Source organism: Flavobacterium sp. N2270 (genome assembly GCF_025947225.1).
GTDB lineage: Bacteria > Bacteroidota > Bacteroidia > Flavobacteriales > Flavobacteriaceae > Flavobacterium.
On sequence record NZ_CP110005.1, the window covers coordinates 1,352,055 to 1,374,696 of the forward strand.

Here is a 22,642-nt window from a genome sequence, read left to right on the forward strand (position 1 = left end):
ATAGTAAAAGCTATGATGAATAATAGAAATAATAAAGATAAAAATCCTGTAAAGAGATTTAACAAAATTACGATTGGATTAGCATCTCCTGAATCAATTTTATCTGAGTCAAGAGGTGAGGTTTTAAAGCCTGAAACTATAAACTATCGTACGCATAAACCAGAAAGAGACGGTCTTTTCTGTGAGCGTATTTTCGGTCCAGTAAAAGATTATGAATGTGCATGTGGAAAATACAAGAGGATTCGTTATAAAGGAATCGTTTGTGATCGATGTGGAGTTGAAGTTACAGAGAAAAAAGTACGTAGAGATAGAGTTGGTCACATTAATTTAGTTGTACCAATTGCACATATCTGGTATTTCCGTTCTTTACCAAATAAAATAGGTTATTTATTAGGTTTACCTTCTAAGAAATTAGACATGATTATCTACTACGAAAGATATGTAGTTATTCAAGCTGGTATTGCTAAAGGACCAGAAGGTGAGGATTTAAAAAGACTAGATTTCTTAACAGAAGAAGAGTATTTAAATATTTTAGATACTATTCCTATGGAAAACCAATATTTAGATGACAACGATCCTAATAAATTCATCGCCAAAATGGGTGCTGAATGTATTATGGATTTATTAGCTCGTATTAACTTAGATGAACTTTCATATGAGTTACGTCATGCAGCTAATACAGAAACATCTAAACAAAGAAAAACGGAAGCATTAAAAAGATTAAACGTTGTTGAATCTTTTCGTGAAGCTAACAAAAACAGAGAAAATAATCCTGAATGGATGATTTTAAAAGCAATTCCGGTTATACCACCAGAATTACGTCCTCTTGTGCCTCTTGACGGTGGTCGTTTTGCTACTTCAGATTTAAATGACTTATACAGAAGAGTTATTATCCGTAATAATCGTTTAAAAAGATTAGTTGAAATTAAAGCGCCAGAAGTTATCTTAAGAAACGAAAAACGTATGCTACAAGAATCTGTAGATTCGTTATTCGATAACACAAGAAAAGCTTCAGCTGTTAAAACTGAATCTAACAGACCGTTAAAATCTTTATCTGATTCGTTAAAAGGTAAACAAGGTCGTTTCCGTCAAAACTTACTTGGTAAGCGTGTTGATTATTCAGCTCGTTCGGTAATTGTTGTTGGTCCAGAATTAAAATTGTATGAATGTGGATTGCCAAAAGACATGGCAGCAGAATTATACAAACCTTTTGTTATTCGTAAATTAATAGAAAGAGGAATTGTAAAAACAGTTAAATCTGCAAAGAAAATTATAGACAAAAAAGAGCCAGTAGTTTGGGATATCCTTGAAAATGTAATTAAAGGACACCCAGTTATGCTTAACCGTGCTCCTACGTTACACAGATTAGGTATTCAGGCTTTCCAGCCAAAATTAATTGAAGGGAAAGCAATCCAGTTACACCCATTAGTATGTACAGCATTCAATGCCGATTTCGATGGTGACCAGATGGCTGTTCACTTACCATTAGGACCAGAAGCTATTTTAGAATGTCAATTATTAATGTTGGCTTCTCATAATATCTTGAATCCTGCAAATGGTGCTCCAATTACAGTACCTTCTCAAGACATGGTACTTGGTCTTTATTATATGACTAAAGAACGTTTGTCTGACGAAACAAGAACAATTAAAGGACAAGGTTTAACTTTCTATTCTGCTGAAGAGGTAAATATCGCTTTAAATGAAGGAAGATTAGAACTTAATGCTAGTATAAAAGTAAGAGCAAAAGATTTTAATGAAAAAGGTGAGTTAGTAAACCAAATTATTAAAACAACTGCTGGTAGAGTTTTATTTAATGAAGTTGTTCCTGAAGAAGCAGGTTATATCAATGAAGTTTTAACTAAAAAATCATTACGTGATATTATTGGTAAAATTCTAGGTGTAACTAGTGTTCCTGTAACTGCAGAATTCTTAGATAATATTAAAAATATGGGATATAAATTTGCCTTCCAAGGTGGTTTATCATTCTCATTAGGAGATATTAGAATTCCAGATCAAAAACCTCAGTTAATTGCTGATGCTCGTACTCAGGTTGAAGGAATTTCTTTGAATTATAACATGGGTCTTATTACTAATAACGAACGTTATAACCAAGTTATTGATATATGGACTTCTGCTAATGCTCAGTTAACAGAACTAGCAATGAAAAATATTAGAGAAGACCAACAAGGTTTTAACTCTGTATATATGATGCTTGATTCTGGAGCAAGGGGTTCTAAAGAACAAATTCGTCAGTTAACTGGTATGCGTGGATTAATGGCTAAGCCTAAAAAATCTACTGCTGGTGGTGGTGAAATTATTGAGAATCCAATTCTTTCTAACTTTAAAGAAGGACTTTCAATTCTTGAATACTTTATTTCTACTCACGGTGCTCGTAAAGGTCTTGCCGATACAGCTCTTAAAACGGCCGATGCAGGTTACTTAACAAGAAGGTTACATGATGTGTCTCAAGATGTTATTGTAAACTCTGTAGATTGTGGTACTCTTAGAGGTGTAGAAGTTTCTGCCTTAAAGAAAAATGAAGAAATTGTTGAAACTTTAGGTGAGAGAATTTTAGGACGTGTTACTTTAAATGATATCATTAATCCATTAACTTCTGAAGTTATTGTTAAGGCTGGTGAAGAAATTAAAGAACATGCTTTGCAAGCAATAAACGAGTCTCCATTAGAGCAAATCGAAGTTCGTTCTCCATTAACGTGTGAGGCAGAAAAAGGAATTTGTGCTAAATGTTATGGACGTAACCTTGCAACAGGTAAAATGACTCAAAGAGGTGAAGCAGTAGGAGTTATTGCTGCTCAATCTATTGGTGAGCCAGGTACTCAGTTAACACTACGTACATTCCACGTTGGAGGGGTTGCTGGAGGTATTTCTGAAGAATCAAGTATTGTAACTCGTTTTGCAGGTAAACTTGAAATAGAAGATTTAAAAACAGTTAAAAGTGAAGATGCTGAAGGTAATACTGTTAATACTGTTATTTCTCGTTCAACAGAGTTAAAATTAGTAGATATTAAAACAGGAATTGTTTTAAATACACATAATATACCTTACGGTTCAAGTATCTTTGTTAAAGATGGTGATACTGTTGAAAAAGGAACAACTATTTGTAAATGGGATCCATATAACGGAGTTATTATTTCTGAGTTTACAGGTAAAGTAGAATATGAAGATCTTAAGCAAGGTGAAACTTTTGCTGTTGAGATTGATGAACAAACAGGTTTCCAAGAAAAAGTTGTTTCTGAAGCTCGTAACAAAAAATTAATCCCAACATTGCACATTTATGGTAAAGACGGTGAATTAATTCGTTCATACAACTTACCAGTAGGTGCTCACATGATGGTAGATGACGGAGAGAAAATTAAAGCAGGGAAAATTCTTGTTAAAATTCCTCGTCGTTCTTCTAAATCAAGTGATATTACAGGAGGTTTACCAAGAATTACTGAGTTATTAGAAGCTCGTAATCCTTCAAATCCGGCTGTAGTTTCTGAAATTGACGGTGTTGTTACTTTTGGTAAAATTAAAAGAGGAAATAGAGAAATTGCAATTGAATCTAAATTTGGAGATGTTAAGAAATACCTAGTTAAATTATCAAATCAAATTCTTGTTCAAGAAAATGACTTTGTTAAAGCAGGTACTCCATTATCAGACGGTGCAATTACTCCAGTTGATATCTTAAATATTAAAGGACCTTCAGCTGTACAACAATATCTTGTAAATGAAATTCAAGAAGTGTACCGTTTACAAGGAGTAAAAATTAACGATAAGCACTTTGAAGTAGTAATACGTCAAATGATGCGTAAAGTAAGAATTGTTGATCCAGGTGATACTTTATTATTAGAAGATCAATTAGCTCATACAAGAGATTTTATCGTTGAAAATGATAAGTTATACGGAATGAAGGTTGTTGAAGATGCAGGAGACTCTGAAACACTTAAAGCAGGTCAAATTATTTCACCACGTCAATTAAGAGATGAAAATTCTATCTTAAAACGTAATGATCAAAACTTGGTTGTAGCTAGAGATGTTATTCAAGCAACTGCAACACCTGTATTACAAGGTATTACAAGAGCTTCTTTACAAACTAAATCTTTCATTTCTGCTGCGTCGTTCCAGGAAACTACTAAAGTATTAAATGAAGCTGCTGTTGCAGGTAAAATTGATACATTAGAAGGATTGAAAGAAAATGTAATTGTAGGACATAGAATCCCAGCCGGAACAGGTATGAGAGATTATGATGATATAATTGTAGGTTCTAAAGAAGAATTCAATGAATTAATGGCTGCTAAAGAAGAATTTAATTACTAATATTCATCTTTAAGCTTTCAAAATAACTTAAAAGCCTAACAGATGTTTCTGTTAGGCTTTTTTTAAAACAACTAATTATGGAAAATAACAACCCACAAGGACAAATTAACATTGAGTTAGATGAGAAAATAGCTGAAGGAATTTATTCTAATTTAGCTATTATTAATCATTCAAATAGCGAGTTTGTATTGGATTATGTTTCGGTTATGCCAGGAGCCCCAAAGGCAAAAGTAAAATCGAGAATTATTTTAACGCCTCAACATGCTAAAAGATTATTAAAAGCATTAGCTGAAAATATTCAACGATTTGAAGCTGCTCATGGAGAAATTAAAGAAGGTGATCAACCTCACATGCCACTTAATTTTGGACCTACAGGTCAAGCTTAATAAAATAAAGTCTCGCACAATTAGCGGGACTTTTTTATTTTTGTATAAATTCTACAATATGGAAGCAGTTTTAGCAAATTCATCACACCTTAGTATTATTAAAGATTTGGCATACGCTATTTGGCCATCTGCTTATGGAGAAATTCTTTCGCCTGAGCAATTGACTTATATGTTGAGCATGTTTTACTCTGAAACCGCTTTAAAACAGCAAATGGAGGAAAAGAAACATGTTTTTTACTTAGTAAAGAATGATGCTGAAAAATTTGTAGGTTTTGTAGCTTATGAAATAAATTGTGAACCTCACAAAACAAAAATTCATAAAATATACGTGTTGCCCGAAACACAAGGAACAGGAGTTGGAAAATTATTTTTCAACTTAGTAGTAGAAAAAGCAAAAGAAAATAACCAAAAAGCTGTTTTCTTAAATGTAAACAAGTACAATAACGCCAAACAATTTTATGAAAAATTAGGCTTTACAATTACAAAAGAAGAAGTAATTGATATTGGAAATAATTACATTATGGATGATTATGTAATGGAAGTTGAAATTTAACGATTTCTTTTCCCGTAATTCCTACTTCCTGTAAATTTGGCTTTGTTGCTAGGTAAACTCGCTTCTTCGGTTTTACTAGAATCAGAAATTAAAGAATTTAACTCTTCTAATTCTTTTGGTGTTAGATTTCTGTATTTTCCAACAGGTAAATCTAACTTAATGTTTATAATACGAGTTCTTTTTAAGGCAACAACATCATAATCTAAATATTCGCACATTCTACGAATTTGACGGTTTAAACCTTGTGTTAAAACAATTCTAAATACATTATTGCTAATGCGTTCTACTTTACATTTACGCGTAATGGTATCTAAAATAGGAATTCCATTTGCCATTTGATCAATAAAACGGTCGGTAATAGTTCTGTTTACGGTTACGATGTATTCTTTTTCGTGATTGTTTCTTGCGCGAAGAATTTTGTTTACAATATCTCCGTCATTAGTCATGAAAATTAATCCTTCACTTCCTTTGTCTAAACGACCAATAGGGAAAATACGTTCAGGGTAATTAATTGCTTCAATAATATTATCGCGAACATCTAAGTTGGTAGTGCATTCAATTCCTTCAGGTTTGTTGTATGCTAAATAAATATGTTCGTCTTTTTTCTCTTTTATCAATTCGCCATTCACACGAACTTCATCAGTCGGGCTAATTTTTGTGCCCATTTCTGGCACAACTCCGTTTATGGTTACTCTTCCTTGGTCGATAAGTCTATCAGCCTCACGACGTGAGCAATAACCACTTTCTGATAAAAATTTATTGATGCGAACTAAATTGTTTTCCATAATGCAAAGATAATCTTTTTAGTGAATGTATAGTAGTAATTAGTTACTAGTGATTAGTAAATAGCAGCTTGAGATTTAGAAAAAAAATGAAGCATAAAAAATCCCGCTATTGCGGGATTTTTTATTTTATATAAAAATTGGAATTACATTTTAGCAAAAAGTTTTTCCATTTTTTCTCTTTCTTCCTCAGCAAGAACGTTGTCTACTAAAATACGTCCACTGTGCTCATCAGTTAATACTTTCTTACGACCAGCAATTTCCATTTGAGTTTGAGGTGGAATAGTAAAGAATGAACCTGCAGAAGCTCCTCTTTCGATAGATACAACAGCTAAACCGTTTCTTACGCTTCCTCTAATTCTTTTGTATGCTGCTAATAAACGTTCTTCAATTTTTCCTTGATATTCTTCTGATTTCTTGTTTAAGAAATCTTCTTCTTTTTCAGTTTCAGCCATAATGTCGCTTAATTCAGCTTTTTTATGTTTTAAATGCTGTTGTTTAGATTCAAGTTTCTCTTTAGATTGATTTAAAACTTCTTTTTTATGTTCGATAGAAGCTTTCATTTCTTTAATGTGCTTTTCAGCTAATTGAATTTCTAACTCTTGGAATTCAACTTCTTTTGTTAAAGAGTTAAATTCTCTGTTGTTACGAACATTTTTTTGTTGTTCTAAATATTTTTTGATAGCAGCTTTATGCTCATCAATCGCATTTTTCTTTTCCTTAATTTGAGTATCTATAATATCTAAATCTCCTTTAAGTTTGTCTAAACGGATAGTTAAGCCAGCTACTTCATCTTCTAAATCATCTACTTCTAAAGGTAATTCACCTCTTACATTACGAATTTCATCAATTTTAGAATCGATTAATTGTAATGAATAAAGTGCTCTTAACTTATCTTCTACGCTTAGTTCTTTTGTCTTTGCCATATTAAAAATATTGAACAGGATTAGTGTTTTCTTCTGATAAAATGATTGCAAAATTAGTGATTTTTTCTTTAAGATAATCTAAAATATAATTTTTTGTATATCTTTCACTTTCAAAATGACCAATATCTGCTAAAAGTAGTTGATTTTCAGCTTCATAGAATTGGTGGTATTTTAAATCTGCAGTTAAATAAGCATCAGCTCCAGCTTGTATTGCGTTTTTAATGGCGTAGCTGCCCGAACCGCCTAAAACGGCTATTTTTTTGATTTTTTTATCTAATAAGGCACTATGTCTTATTCCTCCACATTGCATTTTAGTTTTTACTAACGATAAGAATTCATTTTCTGATAATGCATTTTCAAGTTCGCCTATCATGCCTAATCCAATATTTTGATGCTTGTTTTTGGTTTCATAAATTTCATAAGCAACTTCTTCATATTCGTGATTAGTAAATAATGCTTTTAAGATTTTGTTTTCTAAATATTTTTCAAAAATAACTTCTATTTTAATCTCTTTTGCTTGAACAAATTCAAATCTTGAGCCTATTACAGGATTACTGTCTTCGCCTCCAGAATAGGTTCCAATTCCTTCCGAATTAAAACTGCAGTTTTCATAATTACCAACTTGTCCTGCTCCAGCATCAAAAAGAGCATTTCTTAAATGAGTTTCGTTTTCTGGAATGGTGTAAGTAACTAGTTTTCGAATAAAGTTTTCTTTTGGAATTAAAGTTTTCGTATTTATTAAGCCAAGTGCATCACAAAATATCTTGTTTACTCCGTTTTTATGGTTGTCTAAAGCAGTATGAAGTGCATAAATTGCAATGTCATTTTTAATAGCTTTGATAATAGCTCTTTCAACATAATTTTTTCCGGTAATTTTCTTTAACCCCGAAAATAAAATAGGGTGGAAGCAAACTACTAAATTGCAATTTTTAGCTATAGCTTCGTCAATTACATTTTCTAAAGCATCATGACAAACAAGAATTCCGTTAATATCTGCGTTACTGTTACCTACTAATAAGCCTACATTGTCAAAGTCTTCGGCATAAGCAAGCGGAGCAAGTTCTTCTAAAACGGAAATGATTTCTTGTAATTTCATATCGAATTGATTTAACCCAAAAGGTTTTATTTTATTCAAAGATAAAAAATCGCTACTTTCGTACTATGAATTTCTTAAGAAAAATACTTTTTCCGGTTGCTTTTGTATATTGGATAGTTACTTGGATGCGTAATTATTTTTATGATAAGCAAATTTTTAAAAGTAAATCGTTTGATTTGCCAATAATTGCTGTAGGTAATTTAAGTGTTGGTGGAACAGGAAAAACGCCTCAAATTGAGTATTTAATTCGTTTATTACAAGATAATTTTAAAGTAGCGACTTTAAGTCGTGGTTATAAAAGAGAAACGAATGGGTTTGTTTTAGCAAATAATTCTACAACGGTTAAAGAAATAGGAGATGAGCCTTTTCAGTTTTTTACTAAATTTCCAAAAATAAAAGTGGCTGTTGATGCAAACAGAATTAATGGAATTACACAGCTTTTAAAATTAGAAAATAAACCAGAAATAATTTTGCTAGATGATGCTTTTCAACACCGAAAAGTAAAAGCAGGCTTTTATATTTTACTCACGACTTATTCAGAATTGTTTTGTGACGATTTTATTTTACCTTTTGGAAACCTTCGAGAACCAAGTTCGGGTAAAAAAAGAGCAAATATGATAATTGTCACTAAATGTCCTTCAGATATTTCAGAACTTGCAATGAGTGAAATTAAGAAGAAGTTAGATGTTGATGTTCCTGTTTTTTTTAGTAAAATTGTGTATGATGAATTAGTTTATTCAGAAGTTAAACCAATTAAGACAGCTGAGATAAAGCTAACTGAGAAAACAATTATTACAGGTATTGCAAAACCATTTCCTTTTATAAGTCATTTAAAAAAAGAGAATGATTTGGTTTTAGAATTTTCAGATCATCATAATTTCACTAAAAAAGAAATTGATAATATTAAAGAATTAGCAAATAACAAAACCATCATAACAACAGAAAAAGACTTTATGCGATTAAAAGGAAGTTTGTCTAAAGAGCAACTTTTCTATTTACCTATTAAAAGTGCATTTCTTAATGAGGCTGATGTTTTAGATAAAATTATTTTAGATTATGTGGGAAAAAGTAGCAGAAACAGTTGAATTTATTCAAAAAACAGTTAATTGCACACCAGATTATGGCGTAATTTTAGGTTCTGGATTAGGCGGATTTGTAAATGATATAGAAGTCGAATATAAATTAGCTTATAAAGACATTCCAAATTTTCCCATATCTACAGTTGAAGGTCACGAAGGAGCTTTGCTTTTTGGATCAATTGGAAATAAAAAAGTGATGGCTATGCAAGGACGTTTTCATTATTATGAAGGTTATGATATGAAGCAAGTTACTTTTCCGGTAAGAGTTATGAAACAATTAGGGATTAATAAATTGGTTGTTTCAAATGCTTCAGGTGGCGTAAATCCTTCTTTTAAAGTTGGCGATGTCATGTTAATAACTGATCACGTAAATATGATGCCAGAACATCCACTAAGAGGAAGTAATGATGTTCGTTTTGGGCCTCGTTTTGTGAATATGAGTGAGCCTTATTCTAAAAGCATGAATGCTAAGGTTAGAGCAATTGCTAAAGAAAATAAAATTGACCTTAAGGAAGGTGTTTATTTGGCTTTACAAGGGCCAACTTTTGAAACTTTAGCCGAATATAGAATGGTTAAAGCTGTTGGTGCTGATTGTGTAGGAATGTCTACTGTTCCAGAAGTAATTGTTGCAAAACACATGAACATGGATTGTATTGGTGTTTCTATTATTACAGATATGGGAGATGAAGAAAATATTGAAGAAGTAAATCATCAAGAAGTTTTAGAAGCTGCAAAAAAAGCGGAACCAATAGTAAGAAAACTAATTAAAGAATTTATTCTTACTTATTAGTTAAATACTGAATTACAATTTCATAGAATTTCTCTGGTAAGAATGGTTTTGTTATTACATCATTCATGCCAAAAGAAAGTAACATTTCTCTGTTTTCGTTTAACGAAATTGCTGTTAAAGCAATAATGGGTATTGTTGAATTAAACTTTCTAATTTCGGCAGTTGCTTCAGTACCGTTTATTCCGGGTAAATGTACATCCATTAAAATTAAATCATATGAATTAGTTTTCATATGTTCTATAGCATCTTCTCCATTATCAATAATTACACAAGCAATGTTTTTACGGTCTAACATTTTTTGTGTAATCATTTGATTGATTTTATTGTCTTCTACTAATAATATTTTTTTGTTTGAAGTATCAATTTCTAGTACTGGTTCAGAGTTATCGGTGTTAGTAATTGTATTTGATTTTTTAAAATTAATAGAGAAACTAAATGTACTTCCAGATTTTCCATCACTTGATAATGTAATTTGAGAACCCATTATTTCTAAAATTTTCTTTACAATAGATAACCCAAGTCCTGTTCCTCCAAAAGTCCTATTTATTTCAACAGAACCTTGACTGAAACTATCAAAAATGGAATCTTGTTTATCTAATGGAATTCCAATTCCGTTATCTTTAATTTCAAAAAATAATACTACTTCATCTTTTGTTTCAAAAGATTTTTTAATAGTTAACCAAACAATACCATTTTTACTAAATTTAATAGCATTGTTCAATAAGTTAATTAATACTTGAGATAATTTTGTTTGATCACCAATAAGGTTGTAGTTAATTGAACTGTCAATGTTGGTGCGAAAATCAATATTGTTTTCAGAAATAAATTCGTTAAACGATGTTTTAATATTTTCGGCTAATTCAACAATATTAAAATTTATTTTTTCATTAGAAACTTTATTTGATTCTAAACGATTAATTTCTAATATATCGTTAATGAAATTTAATAAGTAATTACCTGAAAACTCTAACGATTTTAAATATTCAAGCTGACTTGGTTTAGGGTTTTCTTGTAGTAATAAGTAAGTTATACCATTAATTGCATTTAAAGGTGTTCTTAATTCATGACTAACTGTTGCTAAAAATTTTGAACGTGCTTTTGAGGCTAGTTCAACTTTTTCTTTCTGAGCAATTAACTCTTTGTTTTTTGTTTTTAACAACTTATTTGTGCTTATTCTAATCTTATTATTTTTATATAAAGATAAACTCAATAAAGACAAAATTGAAATTAAGGCAATACTCAATATACTTATTAATTTTGAAAATCGTAAGGTTCTTTGTTGGCTTTTTTTCTCCTTGTCTAATTGTTCAATAGTTTGAAGTTGTTTGTCAAATTTAATTTCATTGAATGTGTTTTCTGAAATTAAATTATTAAAATCACTACCTATAGAATCTAATATTTCAGCATATTTTTCTAAGTAAAAATTTGATTTTTCAAACTGCTGTGTTGATTGATATAGTTTGCTTAGTTCTTTAAGTATTTTTATTTCTAATTGAATGTTTTTATTTCCTGATTTATTTGTTTTCAGCGATTTTTCAAAATATTGAATAGATCTAACGTTGTTTTTTTTAATGAAATAAATTTGGCCTAATTGAAATAAAGCTTCTACTTTAGTATCAATAAAATCTTCATTTGTAACATCTGTAATTATGTTTTGAAAAATAATTTCTGCTTCAGAATAATTATGTTTGTTTTTTTGAATAATACCTTTTTGAAGATTTATCAAATCAATTGCATCTGGAAAATTAAGTTGATTGTAAAGTTGGGCAGATTTGTTAAAGTAAATTTCAGAAAGATCTGTTTTGTTTTTTTCTAAATAACAATTACCTAAATTATAATAGGCTAAAGCTAAGTTGGTGCTTTTTTCTTTTTTGTTGTAATAATTGATGCTTCTTATAAAGTTTTCAATGGCACTATCCATCTTGTTTAAATCAAAATGAATACTTCCAAGAACTAAATAACAATCTGCTAATTTTTCATTTAGATTGTTTTCTTTAGCATATTCAATTGCTTTTTCAGTATAAATAATTGCCTTATTAAATGATTTTTTATCATCTTTATTAAAAACAGCGACTTCTAAAAAGTAATCTACACTATCATTTATTTTAGTAGTTTCTTTATATAGCGATTGTGAATAACTTAATGAAGTTAAGAATAAAAGAGAGAATAAGTATCTTTTAATTTGCAATGCTTAAAACTTTAGTGAAATATTTTTTATAAATATAAAAATTATTTTTTGGAGATAAAGCTAATTAAGTCAATTAATCTCGAAGAATAACCAATTTCATTATCATACCAGCCTACAACTTTTACCATATTATCAATTACACTTGTTAATTGCGAATCAAATAAACAAGAATTTGGGTTTCCAATAATATCTACTGAAACTATTGGATCTTCTGTATAAGCTAATATTCCTGATAATTCTGTTTCAGAAGCTTTTTTAAATGCGTTATTGATTTCTTCAATGGTTACTTTTTCTTTTAAATTGAAAGTAATATCGGTTAAAGAACCATCTGGTACAGGAACTCGAATTCCGCAACCACCAATTTTTCCATCTAAATCAGGAAAAATCTTAGTTATTGCTTTTGCAGCTCCAGTTGTTGTAGGTACAATAGATTGCGATGCTCCACGAGCTCTTCTTAAATCTTTATGTGGTTGATCGTGTAAACTTTGATCTGTAGTGTAAGAATGAATAGTTGTAATGTAAGCTTGCTGTATTTCGCCCAATGATTGCATTACTTTTATCATTGGTGCTGCATTATTAGTAGTACAACTGGCATTGGAAACAATAACTTCAGAACCGTCTAAAATACTTTCGTTAATTCCCATAACGACTGTTTTAATAGTTTCGTCTTCAGCAGGAGCGGAAAGTATTACTTTTTTAGCACCCGCAGTAATATGTTGGTTGGCTAATTCATATGTTTTGAATTTTCCTGTAGCTTCAATGACAATGTCAATATTTAATGTTTTCCAATCTAAATTAGAAATTTCTTTTTCGTGAAAAAATAAATATTCTTTTTTGTCAACAATAATAGATGAGTTTGTAAAACCTACTTCATAAGGTAAAACTCCGTGAATACTATCATATTTTGTTAAATGACTCATTGTTTTGTTGTCAGCAATGTCATTTATGGCTATTACTTCAATGGTAGGATGATTAAGCAATAAACGAAATAAATTTCGACCTATTCTTCCATAGCCGTTAATAGCAATTCTTATTTTACTCATTTTTAATGGATGTGTTTTTCTGCATGATAAGAAGAACGAACTAATGCGCCACTTTCTACATGTCTAAAACCAAGTTCTTTTCCTATTTTTTCGTACTTCTCAAATTGTTCAGGACGAATAAATTCTTTAACTGGTAAATGTTTTTTTGAAGGTTGTAAATATTGACCAATGGTTACAATGTCTACTTTAGCATCTGCTAAATCATGAAGCACTTGTATTACTTCTTCTTCAGTTTCTCCTAAACCAAGCATAATTCCCGATTTAGTTCTTTTAATACCTTGTTCTTTTAAATAACGTAAAACTTCTAAGCTTTTTTCATATTTAGCCTGAATTCTAACTTCTCTAGTTAAACGTTTTACGGTTTCCATATTATGAGAAACTACTTCTGGAGCAACTTCAATAATTCGATCTAAATTTCTTGTGTTTCCTTGAAAGTCAGGGATTAAAGTTTCAAGAGTTGTGGTTGGGTTCATTCGTCTGATGGCTTTTACAGTTTCAGCCCAAATGATTGATCCCATGTCTTTTAAATCATCTCTATCAACACTTGTAATAACAGCGTGTTTAATTCCCATTAATTTAATAGAACGCGCTACTTTTTCGGGTTCGTCCCAGTCAACCGTTTCTGGTCTTCCAGTTTTTACACCGCAAAAACCACACGAACGCGTACAAATATTTCCAAGAATCATAAATGTAGCAGTTCCTTCTCCCCAGCACTCTCCCATATTAGGGCAACTACCAGATGTGCAAATAGTATTTAACTTGTATTTATCTACTAAACCTCTTAATTCAGTATATTTTTTACCGGTTGGTAATTTTACACGAAGCCATTTTGGTTTTGGTTCTCTAGGTGGAAAAACATTTTCTGTTGCCATTTTATCTTTTTCAAATGTGGTTTAAAACACAAAGATAACAAGAAGTTGGAATTAAGAAGTTGGAATTAAGAAGTTTTTATCTATTCTTTATGACTTCTAGTAAAATTAATTTCTTTTAGAAATAATTTCAGCTAGTAGTTTCTTAGCTCTAAGTAGTTTTACTTTAATATTATTTAAAGGTTCTTCAAGAGTTTCCGAAATATCAATGTAGCTCATTTCCTGAAAATAACGCAATTGAATTACTTCTTGATAAGCGGGTTTTAATTCTTTAATATAGCCTAATAATTGCGAAAGATTTTGTTCTGTAATAATGTCGTCTTCAGCACTTGGAGTTTCATCAATAATTTGATAAGCCTGATTGTTCTCGTTATTGTTCATGTCTAAAAATAAAGAGGTTTTCTTTTTTCGTAACATGTCAATGTGAACGTTTTTCGCAATTGCAATTAACCAAGTGTTAAAGCCAAATTCGGGATTATAGGTTGCAATTTTATCAAATGCTTTTGCAAAAGTTTCAATTACAATATCATCAGTATCGGCTTCATTTTCAGTCCTCTTAAGCATGTATCCAAAAACTTCATTCCAAAAGAAATCTAATAAAAAAGTAAACGCAACTTGGTCGCCATTTTTAGCTTTTTCAATGTTTTTTTGAATTATTTCTGAAGTTATTTCCAATGCTTAGGTTTTGAGAATAGGTTTAAGATAAATAAATACAATTGTGTGAATATAAGTATTATTTCAATAAAAGGGTAAAAATACATAATATCCCTTTCTTTTAATTTAGAAGCGCTAAAGCCTAAAGAGATCCATGCTATAATATATCTAGAGCCTAGTAATGCTGCAACAATTATAAGTTGATGATTGAATGCTAGTAAAAGTATTCCTAGAATTAAAGTGAATAATTGCGTAGAGTAAAACAAACCCAATTGAAATTGATCAAACGCTTTATAATATTTAGCGGTTGAAATATGTCTTCTTTTTTGATTAAACCAATCGCTAAAAGTTGTTTTAGCATCAGAATAAGTAAAACTATTTGGTTCAATACATATAGTTGTATTTTCTTTTGTACTGGCTTGATTAATGAATAGATCATCATCTCCAGAGCGAATTTTCATATGATCTATAAAACCATTTACTTTGTAAAATTCATCGCTTTTGTAAGCCAAATTTCGACCAACTCCCATATATGGAGCTCCCATTTTAGCCCAAGAAAAATACTGTACGGCAGTCATTAAAGTTTCAAAACGGATGATTTTGTTTAAAAATGAACCTTTAACTTTATTGTATGCGCCATAACCTAAAACAATAGTTTTTTTAGGAGTGAAGTTCATACTCATATTACTTATCCATTCAGTTGAAGCAGGTTTGCAATCAGCATCAATAAATAATAAATGTTTGTATTTTGCAACTTTAATTCCAAGTGTTAGCGCATATTTTTTGTTTCCCCAAAAGGTTTCATTATTTTGAACTTTAACCAACTTAACATTAGAATATTGTTTTTCATATTCTTCAAATAAATCTAAAGTTTCGTCACTAGAAGCATCATCGATAAGAACGATTTCAAATTCAGGGTAATTTTGATTGATTAAAAGTGGAAAATATGCTTTAACGTTTTCTGCTTCGTTTTTAGCACAAACAATAACTGAAACAGGAAATCTTTGAGAACTACCGTTCTTTATTTTCCCAAATGAAAAATTACCAAAAATGAATAAATAGTAAATTATTTGTATAGAAATGATTACTATAAAACTTACTAAAAGTATATTTAAAACCATATGTTTTTAAGGTAATTATTTTGCAGAATCGTTAGTGCAATCTTGCATTTGTTCAGGAGTTTTTCCACAAAAACTACAGTTTTCTCCATCTTTATTTAAAAACGGACTTTGGCTTGCACAAGTTCCAGAAAATTTCCCATCTTTTTTTGCCCATATTTTAATTGCAATTCCAGCAAATGCAATTGCAAGTAACCCGATAGTTAATAAAACAAGTTTCATTTTTTAATTTTTAGAGTCTGCAAATTTACAAAACAAACAGTAAAGAAGTGCAAAAAAAGGTTAAATAATATTAACTTCTGCTTCAATAGCAATGCCATACTTGTCTAAAATAGTTTTTTGAATGTGTTTTGAAAGTTCAACAATCTCTTGGCCAGTTGCATTTCCATAATTAACAAGTACTAATGCTTGTTTTTCATGAATTCCTGCGTCACCAAATCTTTTACCTTTAAATCCAGCTTGTTCAATTAACCAGCCTGCTGGGACTTTTACTTCTGTGTTAGAAACAACATAATGGGGCATTTCTGGATATTGAAGAACTGCTTTTTTGTATGTTTCTATTGGTACAATTGGGTTTTTAAAAAAACTGCCACTGTTTCCTAAAACTTTTGGATCTGGAAGTTTACTTTTTCTAATAGCAATTACAGCATTACTTATATCTTTTATAGAAGGATTTGTAATATTGTTTTGTGCTAATTCAGCTTCAATAGCGCCATAAGAACTATTGGTTTTGTGATTTTTTTTGGTAAGTTTAAAAACAACACTTGTTATAATGTATTGATTTTTTAATTCGTTTTTAAAAACACTTTCTCTGTATCCAAAATTACAATCTTCTTTTTCAAAAGTTGTAATACTTTGGTTGTTTATAGAAATGGCTTCGCACGAAGAAAAAACATCTTTTATTTCAACGCCATAAGCGCCAATATTTTGAATTGGAGTAGTTCCTACATTTCCTGGAATAAGTGATAAGTTTTCAATTCCTCCATAATTATGCTCAATGCACCATAAAATAAATTCATGCCAATTTTCTCCAGCATTTGCTTTTATCCAAACATAATCTTCACTTTCTTTAACAATAGAAATTCCTTTTAAATCTACATGTACAACCAGTTTGTTAATGTTCTGTGTAAGTAACATGTTGCTTCCGCCGCCTAAAACAAAAATATCTTTATTCAGTTTTAAAACGTCAATAAGTTCTTTAATGTTTTGTACAGAAGTAAATTCTTTAGCTTTAGCTTCAATTCCAAAGGTATTATATGTTTTTAACGAAAAATCAGATTGAATATTCATAAGTTGTGTAAAAAAATCAGTGTAAAAGTAAGAATAATTTCAGTTATAACTGAAATATAGCGTAAGATTGATGTGTGCTTTTAATTATAGCTTCAGTTCTTTCAACATGAGTGTCGGAAATAAATATTTGCCCAAAAACTTCGTCATTTACCATTGTTACAATTTTTTGAACTCTGGATTCGTCTAGTTTGTCAAAAATATCATCAAACAATAAAATAGGTAAAACGCCACTTTGTTGTTTTATAAAGTCAAATTGAGCTAATTTCAAGGCAATTAAAAACGATTTTTGTTGTCCCTGCGAACCAAATTTTTTAATAGGAAAGTTGTCAATTTCAAAAGATAAATCATCTTTATGGATCCCTACACTTGTATATTGTAAAGCTCTATCTTTATTGATGTTATTTGATAAAAGTTCAGCTAAAGTGTTTTCAAATAAATTACTCGAATATACTAATTGTACATTTTCGGCATTATCTGTTATTAATTGGTAATACTTTTGAAAAATAGGAATAAAACTTTCTAGGAATTCTTTTCTCTTTTCAAAAATATTAGTCCCAATAGGAATAATTTGCTCATTATATATACTTAAAGTATCAATGTCAAAAGACTGATTTAATGCGAAATATTTTAGTAACGCATTTCGTTGAGCAATTAATTTATTATATTGAATTAATTCATTAAGGTATGAATTGTCTAAAGTAGAAATTACACTATCAATAAATTTACGTCTTACATCGCTTCCTTCAGAAATTAAATTTGTATCAGAAGGAGAAATGATTACAAGAGGAATAAAACCAACATGATCTGAAAGTTTATCGTAAATTTTATTATTTCGTTTTAAAACTTTTTTCTGACCTCTTTTTAAACTACAAGCAATTTTTTCTTCTTTGTCATATTTAGAAAAGGTTCCGTCAATTAAAAAAAACTCTTCCTCATGTTTAATGTTTTGAACGGCAAGCGGATTAAAATAACTTTTACCATAAGATAAATGAAAAATAGCGTCTAAAATATTAGTTTTTCCTTTGCCATTTTTTCCTACAAAACAATTTACCTTTTCATCAAAATCAAAAGACTTATCTGAAATGTTTTTATAATTTAATAATGACAATTGTTTTAAATACACAGTTTATTTTCCTTTATTTGTAGCAATATTGCAAAAGTAGTTGCAAAATAGAAAAATAACCATAAAAAGGGCTTTTAATTTTCAATAAAAATTATATTTTTGCACCTCAATAAATTTAAAATAAATGGCAACATATAACAAAAGAGGCTATAAAGCTTCAAAACCAGAAGAATTAGATACTAATGCAAATGAATTTGAAGAAGTAATTGAAACTTCAGGAGAAAGTACAACTGAAGAAGTTTTTAATACTTTAGATGAAACTGCTTCTAAAACTGAAGACTGGGTTGCTAAAAATCAAAAATTAGTATTAGGAGTTGTAGGTGCAATTGCATTAGTAACAATTGGTTATTTATTATTTGATAAATTTGTTGCTCAACCAAAAGAAGATAAAGCATTTAGTGAAATTTTTCAAGCTCAAGAATATTTTAATCAAGCTTTATCTAATACTGAAAATCCAGATTCATTATTTAATCTTGCATTAAAAGGCGGTGAAGGAAAACTTGGTTTTACAGGTGTTGCAGATCAATATTCTGGAACAAAAGCAGGAAATTTAGCTAATTATTATGCAGGAATGTCTTATTTGAATATTAAAGATTTTAAAAATGCTGAAAAGTATTTATTAGAATTTTCTTCAAAAGATATGATGTTAAATGCATTGGCATTAGGTGGTTTAGGTGACGCTTATTCTGAAACGAATAAAGTTGATGACGCTATTTCTTATTACAAAAAAGCTGCAGAAACTAATGAAAATGATTTTACTACACCAAGATTTTTATTTAAAGCTGCACAATTAGCATTAATAGCAAATAAAAAAGAAGAAGCAAATAAATTGTTTACTCAAATTAAAGAAAAATACGAAACTTCAAAAGAAGGATTAAATATTGACGCTTATATTGCGATGACAGAATAATATGGCTACAGAAAATAAAAACTTATCACAATACGATAAAAACACAATCCCAAACGCGAAAGACTTTCGGTTTGGGATTGTTGTTTCAGAATGGAATGACGAGATAACTAATGGTTTATTCAACGGAGCAAAAGCTGCATTGTTAGATTGTGGTGCTTTGTCAGAAAATATAATCCGTTGGGATGTTCCTGGAAGTTTTGAGTTGATTTATGGTTCTAAGAGAATGATTGAAACTCAAAAAGTAGATTGCGTCATTGCAATTGGATGTGTAATTAAAGGAGAAACTATGCATTTTGAGTTTGTATGCGAAGGGGTTACTCAAGGTGTTAAAGATTTAAATTTGAAATACGATGTTCCTACAATTTTTTGTTTATTAACCGATAATTCAATGCAACAGTCAATTGATAGAAGTGGTGGGAAACACGGAAATAAAGGTACTGAAGCTGCAATTGCCGCAATTAAAATGGTAGATTTAAATAAAAAAGCTTAATTTTTTATTACTTATAAAATTAAAATCCCGCTATTGGCGGGATTTTTGTTAACAAATAATTCAGATAAAAAAGATTAGAAATTCTTAAATTTGAAAAAAATAGATTGATATGTTTAAATTCGGTCGTGGCTCAATGAAGTTGCCAAAAAATAAAAAATTTAATTATACTCCGCGTCACTATGAAGGAAAAGTGATTGACAATCCTTATGATTTTGACTCTATTATTAAAAAAGATAGAGACGCCGTAAGTTATAATGATTTGAGAGCACATTGGAGTGAAGCACGTCAAAACAGTCGTCACAGAGGAAATAGAAATTTTAATATTAGAATTATGATTATAGTTTTAGTATTGCTTTTGCTCTTTATGTACATCATCGATTTTGATTTATCTATTTTTAGAAAACAATAAATGTCAAGTATAATTCAACTATTACCAGATCATGTTGCCAATCAAATTGCAGCAGGGGAAGTCGTTCAGCGACCTGCTTCTGTAGTTAAAGAATTAATTGAAAATGCTATAGACGCAAAGGCAACAGATATTAAATTAATTGTTAAAGATGCTGGTAAAACACTAGTGCAAGTTATTGATAATGGTTCAGGTATGAATGTTACCGATGCTCGTTTGTGTTTTGAAAGACATGCAACATCGAAAATCCGTAATGCAGAAGATTTATTTGCTTTAAATACTAAAGGTTTTCGTGGTGAAGCTTTGGCTTCCATTGCTGCTATTGCACATGTTGAGTTAAAAACCAAACAAGAACAAGAAGAATTAGGAACGCATATTATCATTGAAGGAAGTAAATTTGTTTCTCAAGATGTTGCTGTGTTGCCTAAAGGAACTTCTTTTGCGGTTAAAAATTTATTTTTTAATATTCCGGCTCGTAGAAATTTCTTAAAATCAGATACAGTTGAATTTAGGCATATTGTAGATGAATTTCAACGTGTTGCTTTGGCACATCCTTCAATCTATTTTACCTTAATTCATAACGGAAGTGAAACGTTTAATTTGCCAAATTCAAACTACAGACAGCGAATTGTAAATGTGTTTGGAGGCAAGACTAATGAAAAATTAGTACCTGTTACCGAAGATACTGAGATTGTTTCTATTGGTGGTTTTGTAGGTAAGCCAGAACATGCAAAAAAGAGTAGAGGAGAGCAATTTTTCTTTGTTAATGATCGTTTCATTAAAAGCGGATATTTACATCATGCAATTATGAATGCTTATGAAGGTTTATTGCGTGAAGGAAATCAACCAAGTTACTTTTTGTATTTAAATGTTCCGCCAAATACTATAGATATTAATATTCATCCAACGAAAACTGAAATTAAGTTTGACGATGAACATGCTTTATATGCTATTTTGCGTTCGGCTGTGAAACATAGTTTGGGCCAATTTAATGTTGCGCCAGTTTTAGACTTTGAAAGAGATGCTAATTTAGATACACCATACGATTATAAGAATAAAGAAGGAGAATTTCCAACCATTCAAATCGATACCACTTTTAATCCTTTCGAATCGAGTGAGGGAACTAAAAAAGAGCATTCAAGTTCGTCAAGTGTAACTTATAAATCAAAAACAAAAGATCTTCAGTGGGATAATTTATACGTTGGATTAAAACATGACACACAAGAGATTCATTCTCATTCTTTTGAAAATCATGAAATAACAGGTTCTTTGTTTAACGATAGAGAAATTGAAGATTCACCTTCTAGAACGTATCAAATTCATAAAAAATACATAGTAAGTTCAATAAAATCAGGAATGCTTGTAATTAATCAAAGTAGAGCACATCAGCGCATTTTGTACGAGCAATTTTTAACGAATATTACCGTAAATAAAGCTTCAAGTCAGCAATTGTTATTTCCATTAGAATTATATTTTTCAAATGATGAAGTTCAGTTTATTTTAGAATTAAAGCCTTCGTTAGAAAATACCGGTTTTATTTTTGATTCTATAGAAAAGGATAAAGTCTTAATTTCTGGAATACCAGTAAATGTTCAAGAAAGTGAAATCCCTATTGTAATTGAAGAGTTGATAACTACTTTACAAGAAGAAATTCCGGAAAATTCCTTTTCATTAAACGATGGAATTGCAAAATCAATGGCAAAAAGTATTGCTGTAAAAAATGGAGCATATTTAACCGAAAAAGAACAAGAAAATTTAGTAAACGGATTATTTGCGTGTAAAGACGCAAGTGTTTCGCCTTTTAATAAACCAACATTCATCACGTTAAGTGTTGAAGATTTAGATAAAAAATTTGCTTTATGATGAACATGACTGAAATGGTTAAGCAATTGCTAATCATTAATATTATTTTTTTTGTAGGGAGTTATTTAGTTCCTAATTCATCGGAACTATTGGCCTTGCATTATTTTGAAGGAGATAAATTTAGAATTTGGCAGCCTATAACACACATGTTTATGCATGGTGGTTTAATGCATATTTTCTTTAATATGTTTGCTTTGGTTTCTTTTGGAAGTACTTTAGAGCAATTTTGGGGAGGTAAAAAATTCTTGTTTTTCTATTTGTCATGCGGAATGGGTGCAATGTTGTTGCATACAGGAGTTAATTATTATTTATTTCATCATGGTTTAGGTATTTTGGTAGAAAACGGAATCAATCAAGCTGAAATTTTTCAAGTTTTAAACGAAGGAAAATACAATACACAGTGGCTTGAAATTATTTCGCAAACTACAATGGATAATATGGCTAGTGCTTACTTAGCGCCTGCAGTTGGAGCTTCTGGAGCTATTTATGGATTATTAGTTGCTTTTGCCTTTATGTTTCCAAATGCTGAGTTGGCTTTAATGTTTATTCCTGTTCCGGTAAAAGCAAAATATTTTGTTCCTGTTATTTTAGCAATTGATTTATTTCTTGGTTTAAAAGGAAATTCATTATTTGGAAGTGGTGGAACTGGAGTAGCACATTTTGCACATCTTGGTGGTGCTTTATGCGGATTTTTAATGATGTGGTACTGGAAAAAAAATCAGTTTAATAATAATCGTTGGAACTAATTTATTGAAA

At 30.2% G+C, this 22,642-nt stretch carries 21 protein-coding genes; 10 read left to right on the forward strand and 11 right to left on the reverse strand.

The genetic code is table 11. From position 1 onward, the window contains the following. The first annotated feature begins 12 nt into the window (after positions 1-12). The 3 genes from rpoC to OLM55_RS06200 all read left to right on the forward strand — a co-directional run bounded on the left by rpoC (position 13) and on the right by OLM55_RS06200 (position 5,259). Positions 13-4,320 carry a DNA-directed RNA polymerase subunit beta' gene (gene rpoC / locus OLM55_RS06190; RefSeq protein ID WP_264560537.1) on the forward strand — a complete coding sequence of 1,436 codons (4,308 nt, stop codon included), beginning with the start codon at positions 13-15 and terminating at the stop codon, positions 4,318-4,320. 77 nt (positions 4,321-4,397) lie between these two features. Next, positions 4,398-4,706 (forward strand): DUF3467 domain-containing protein, encoded by a 309-nt coding sequence (locus tag OLM55_RS06195; protein WP_264560538.1) that lies wholly within the window; start codon positions 4,398-4,400, stop codon positions 4,704-4,706. Between the two features lie 58 nt (positions 4,707-4,764). Further along, complete coding sequence (locus tag OLM55_RS06200; RefSeq protein WP_264560539.1) at positions 4,765-5,259, forward strand: GNAT family N-acetyltransferase; 495 nt, start codon at positions 4,765-4,767, stop codon at positions 5,257-5,259. Here the strand turns inward: OLM55_RS06200 and rluF are convergent. The 3 genes from rluF to OLM55_RS06215 all read right to left on the reverse strand — a co-directional run bounded on the left by rluF (position 5,256) and on the right by OLM55_RS06215 (position 8,063). Beyond that, positions 5,256-6,044 carry a 23S rRNA pseudouridine(2604) synthase RluF gene (gene rluF / locus OLM55_RS06205; RefSeq protein ID WP_264560540.1) on the reverse strand — a complete coding sequence of 263 codons (789 nt, stop codon included), beginning with the start codon at positions 6,042-6,044 and terminating at the stop codon, positions 5,256-5,258. The two genes, OLM55_RS06200 and rluF, sit on opposite strands and share 4 nt — an antisense overlap. Positions 6,045-6,187: 143 nt before the next feature. Next, positions 6,188-6,967, reverse strand: a complete 780-nt coding sequence (locus tag OLM55_RS06210) for a zinc ribbon domain-containing protein (RefSeq protein WP_264560541.1) — start codon at positions 6,965-6,967, stop codon at positions 6,188-6,190. A gap of 1 nt (position 6,968) precedes the next feature. Further along, entirely contained in the window at positions 6,969-8,063 is a 1,095-nt protein-coding gene (locus OLM55_RS06215) for a Nif3-like dinuclear metal center hexameric protein (RefSeq protein WP_264560542.1), read from the reverse strand. Between the two features lie 65 nt (positions 8,064-8,128). Here OLM55_RS06215 and lpxK point away from each other — a divergent pair, with 65 nt between their 5' ends. Beyond that, the gene (gene lpxK / locus OLM55_RS06220; protein ID WP_264560543.1) at positions 8,129-9,148 is read left to right on the forward strand and encodes a tetraacyldisaccharide 4'-kinase; all 1,020 of its coding nucleotides are present in this window, start codon (positions 8,129-8,131) and stop codon (positions 9,146-9,148) included. After that, complete coding sequence (locus OLM55_RS06225) at positions 9,120-9,932, forward strand: purine-nucleoside phosphorylase (protein ID WP_264560544.1); 813 nt, start codon at positions 9,120-9,122, stop codon at positions 9,930-9,932. Before lpxK ends, OLM55_RS06225 begins: the two co-directional genes overlap by 29 nt. On the opposite strand, the gene OLM55_RS06230 is transcribed toward OLM55_RS06225, so the two are convergent. The 8 genes from OLM55_RS06230 to recF all read right to left on the reverse strand — a co-directional run bounded on the left by OLM55_RS06230 (position 9,922) and on the right by recF (position 18,217). After that, entirely contained in the window at positions 9,922-12,120 is a 2,199-nt protein-coding gene (locus tag OLM55_RS06230) for an ATP-binding protein (protein WP_264560545.1), read from the reverse strand. The two genes, OLM55_RS06225 and OLM55_RS06230, sit on opposite strands and share 11 nt — an antisense overlap. 41 nt (positions 12,121-12,161) lie before the next feature. Further along, positions 12,162-13,163, reverse strand: coding sequence for a type I glyceraldehyde-3-phosphate dehydrogenase (gene gap, locus OLM55_RS06235; protein WP_264560546.1), 1,002 nt, complete (start codon positions 13,161-13,163; stop codon positions 12,162-12,164). Between the two features lie 2 nt (positions 13,164-13,165). After that, positions 13,166-14,035 (reverse strand): lipoyl synthase, encoded by an 870-nt coding sequence (gene lipA / locus OLM55_RS06240; RefSeq protein ID WP_264560547.1) that lies wholly within the window; start codon positions 14,033-14,035, stop codon positions 13,166-13,168. 105 nt (positions 14,036-14,140) lie between these two features. After that, positions 14,141-14,707 carry an RNA polymerase sigma factor gene (locus OLM55_RS06245; RefSeq protein ID WP_264560548.1) on the reverse strand — a complete coding sequence of 189 codons (567 nt, stop codon included), beginning with the start codon at positions 14,705-14,707 and terminating at the stop codon, positions 14,141-14,143. After that, positions 14,698-15,807, reverse strand: a complete 1,110-nt coding sequence (locus OLM55_RS06250) for a glycosyltransferase (RefSeq protein WP_264560549.1) — start codon at positions 15,805-15,807, stop codon at positions 14,698-14,700. The genes OLM55_RS06245 and OLM55_RS06250 overlap by 10 nt, the downstream gene beginning before the upstream one ends. Before the next feature lie 15 nt (positions 15,808-15,822). Further along, entirely contained in the window at positions 15,823-16,026 is a 204-nt protein-coding gene (locus OLM55_RS06255) for a membrane or secreted protein (protein ID WP_264560550.1), read from the reverse strand. 60 nt (positions 16,027-16,086) lie between these two features. Then, on the reverse strand, positions 16,087-17,094 hold the full coding sequence (gene murB, locus OLM55_RS06260) for a UDP-N-acetylmuramate dehydrogenase (protein ID WP_264560551.1): 1,008 nt from the start codon (positions 17,092-17,094) through the stop codon (positions 16,087-16,089). A gap of 43 nt (positions 17,095-17,137) precedes the next feature. Further along, a complete protein-coding gene (gene recF, locus OLM55_RS06265; RefSeq protein ID WP_264560552.1) occupies positions 17,138-18,217 on the reverse strand; it encodes a DNA replication/repair protein RecF in 1,080 nt (359 codons plus the stop codon). A 124-nt stretch (positions 18,218-18,341) separates the two neighbouring features. Here recF and OLM55_RS06270 point away from each other — a divergent pair, with 124 nt between their 5' ends. The 5 genes from OLM55_RS06270 (at position 18,342) to OLM55_RS06290 (ending at position 22,632) form a co-directional block, all read left to right on the forward strand. Further along, positions 18,342-19,127, forward strand: a complete 786-nt coding sequence (locus tag OLM55_RS06270; RefSeq protein ID WP_264560553.1) for a tetratricopeptide repeat protein — start codon at positions 18,342-18,344, stop codon at positions 19,125-19,127. A gap of 1 nt (position 19,128) precedes the next feature. Further along, positions 19,129-19,617 carry a 6,7-dimethyl-8-ribityllumazine synthase gene (gene ribH / locus OLM55_RS06275; protein ID WP_264560554.1) on the forward strand — a complete coding sequence of 163 codons (489 nt, stop codon included), beginning with the start codon at positions 19,129-19,131 and terminating at the stop codon, positions 19,615-19,617. A gap of 109 nt (positions 19,618-19,726) precedes the next feature. Then, positions 19,727-20,026, forward strand: coding sequence for a hypothetical protein (locus OLM55_RS06280; protein WP_264560555.1), 300 nt, complete (start codon positions 19,727-19,729; stop codon positions 20,024-20,026). Continuing rightward, the gene (gene mutL / locus OLM55_RS06285) at positions 20,027-21,886 is read left to right on the forward strand and encodes a DNA mismatch repair endonuclease MutL (RefSeq protein ID WP_264560556.1); all 1,860 of its coding nucleotides are present in this window, start codon (positions 20,027-20,029) and stop codon (positions 21,884-21,886) included. Next, on the forward strand, positions 21,883-22,632 hold the full coding sequence (locus OLM55_RS06290) for a rhomboid family intramembrane serine protease (protein WP_264560557.1): 750 nt from the start codon (positions 21,883-21,885) through the stop codon (positions 22,630-22,632). The genes mutL and OLM55_RS06290 overlap by 4 nt, the downstream gene beginning before the upstream one ends. Positions 22,633-22,642: the final 10 nt, after the last annotated feature.

What these genes read in the sequence shown, in the direction of transcription:
- rpoC (WP_264560537.1), top strand. Translation starts at nt 13, where the DNA reads ATGATGAATAATAGAAATAATAAAGATAAAAATCCTGTAAAGAGATTT.
- OLM55_RS06195 (WP_264560538.1), top strand. Translation starts at nt 4,398, where the DNA reads ATGGAAAATAACAACCCACAAGGACAAATTAACATTGAGTTAGATGAG.
- OLM55_RS06200 (WP_264560539.1), top strand. Translation starts at nt 4,765, where the DNA reads ATGGAAGCAGTTTTAGCAAATTCATCACACCTTAGTATTATTAAAGAT.
- rluF (WP_264560540.1), bottom strand. Translation starts at nt 6,044, where the DNA reads ATGGAAAACAATTTAGTTCGCATCAATAAATTTTTATCAGAAAGTGGT.
- OLM55_RS06210 (WP_264560541.1), bottom strand. Translation starts at nt 6,967, where the DNA reads ATGGCAAAGACAAAAGAACTAAGCGTAGAAGATAAGTTAAGAGCACTT.
- OLM55_RS06215 (WP_264560542.1), bottom strand. Translation starts at nt 8,063, where the DNA reads ATGAAATTACAAGAAATCATTTCCGTTTTAGAAGAACTTGCTCCGCTT.
- lpxK (WP_264560543.1), top strand. Translation starts at nt 8,129, where the DNA reads ATGAATTTCTTAAGAAAAATACTTTTTCCGGTTGCTTTTGTATATTGG.
- OLM55_RS06225 (WP_264560544.1), top strand. Translation starts at nt 9,120, where the DNA reads ATGTGGGAAAAAGTAGCAGAAACAGTTGAATTTATTCAAAAAACAGTT.
- gap (WP_264560546.1), bottom strand. Translation starts at nt 13,163, where the DNA reads ATGAGTAAAATAAGAATTGCTATTAACGGCTATGGAAGAATAGGTCGA.
- lipA (WP_264560547.1), bottom strand. Translation starts at nt 14,035, where the DNA reads ATGGCAACAGAAAATGTTTTTCCACCTAGAGAACCAAAACCAAAATGG.
- OLM55_RS06250 (WP_264560549.1), bottom strand. Translation starts at nt 15,807, where the DNA reads ATGGTTTTAAATATACTTTTAGTAAGTTTTATAGTAATCATTTCTATA.
- OLM55_RS06255 (WP_264560550.1), bottom strand. Translation starts at nt 16,026, where the DNA reads ATGAAACTTGTTTTATTAACTATCGGGTTACTTGCAATTGCATTTGCT.
- murB (WP_264560551.1), bottom strand. Translation starts at nt 17,094, where the DNA reads ATGAATATTCAATCTGATTTTTCGTTAAAAACATATAATACCTTTGGA.
- OLM55_RS06270 (WP_264560553.1), top strand. Translation starts at nt 18,342, where the DNA reads ATGGCAACATATAACAAAAGAGGCTATAAAGCTTCAAAACCAGAAGAA.
- ribH (WP_264560554.1), top strand. Translation starts at nt 19,129, where the DNA reads ATGGCTACAGAAAATAAAAACTTATCACAATACGATAAAAACACAATC.
- OLM55_RS06280 (WP_264560555.1), top strand. Translation starts at nt 19,727, where the DNA reads ATGTTTAAATTCGGTCGTGGCTCAATGAAGTTGCCAAAAAATAAAAAA.
- mutL (WP_264560556.1), top strand. Translation starts at nt 20,027, where the DNA reads ATGTCAAGTATAATTCAACTATTACCAGATCATGTTGCCAATCAAATT.
- OLM55_RS06290 (WP_264560557.1), top strand. Translation starts at nt 21,883, where the DNA reads ATGATGAACATGACTGAAATGGTTAAGCAATTGCTAATCATTAATATT.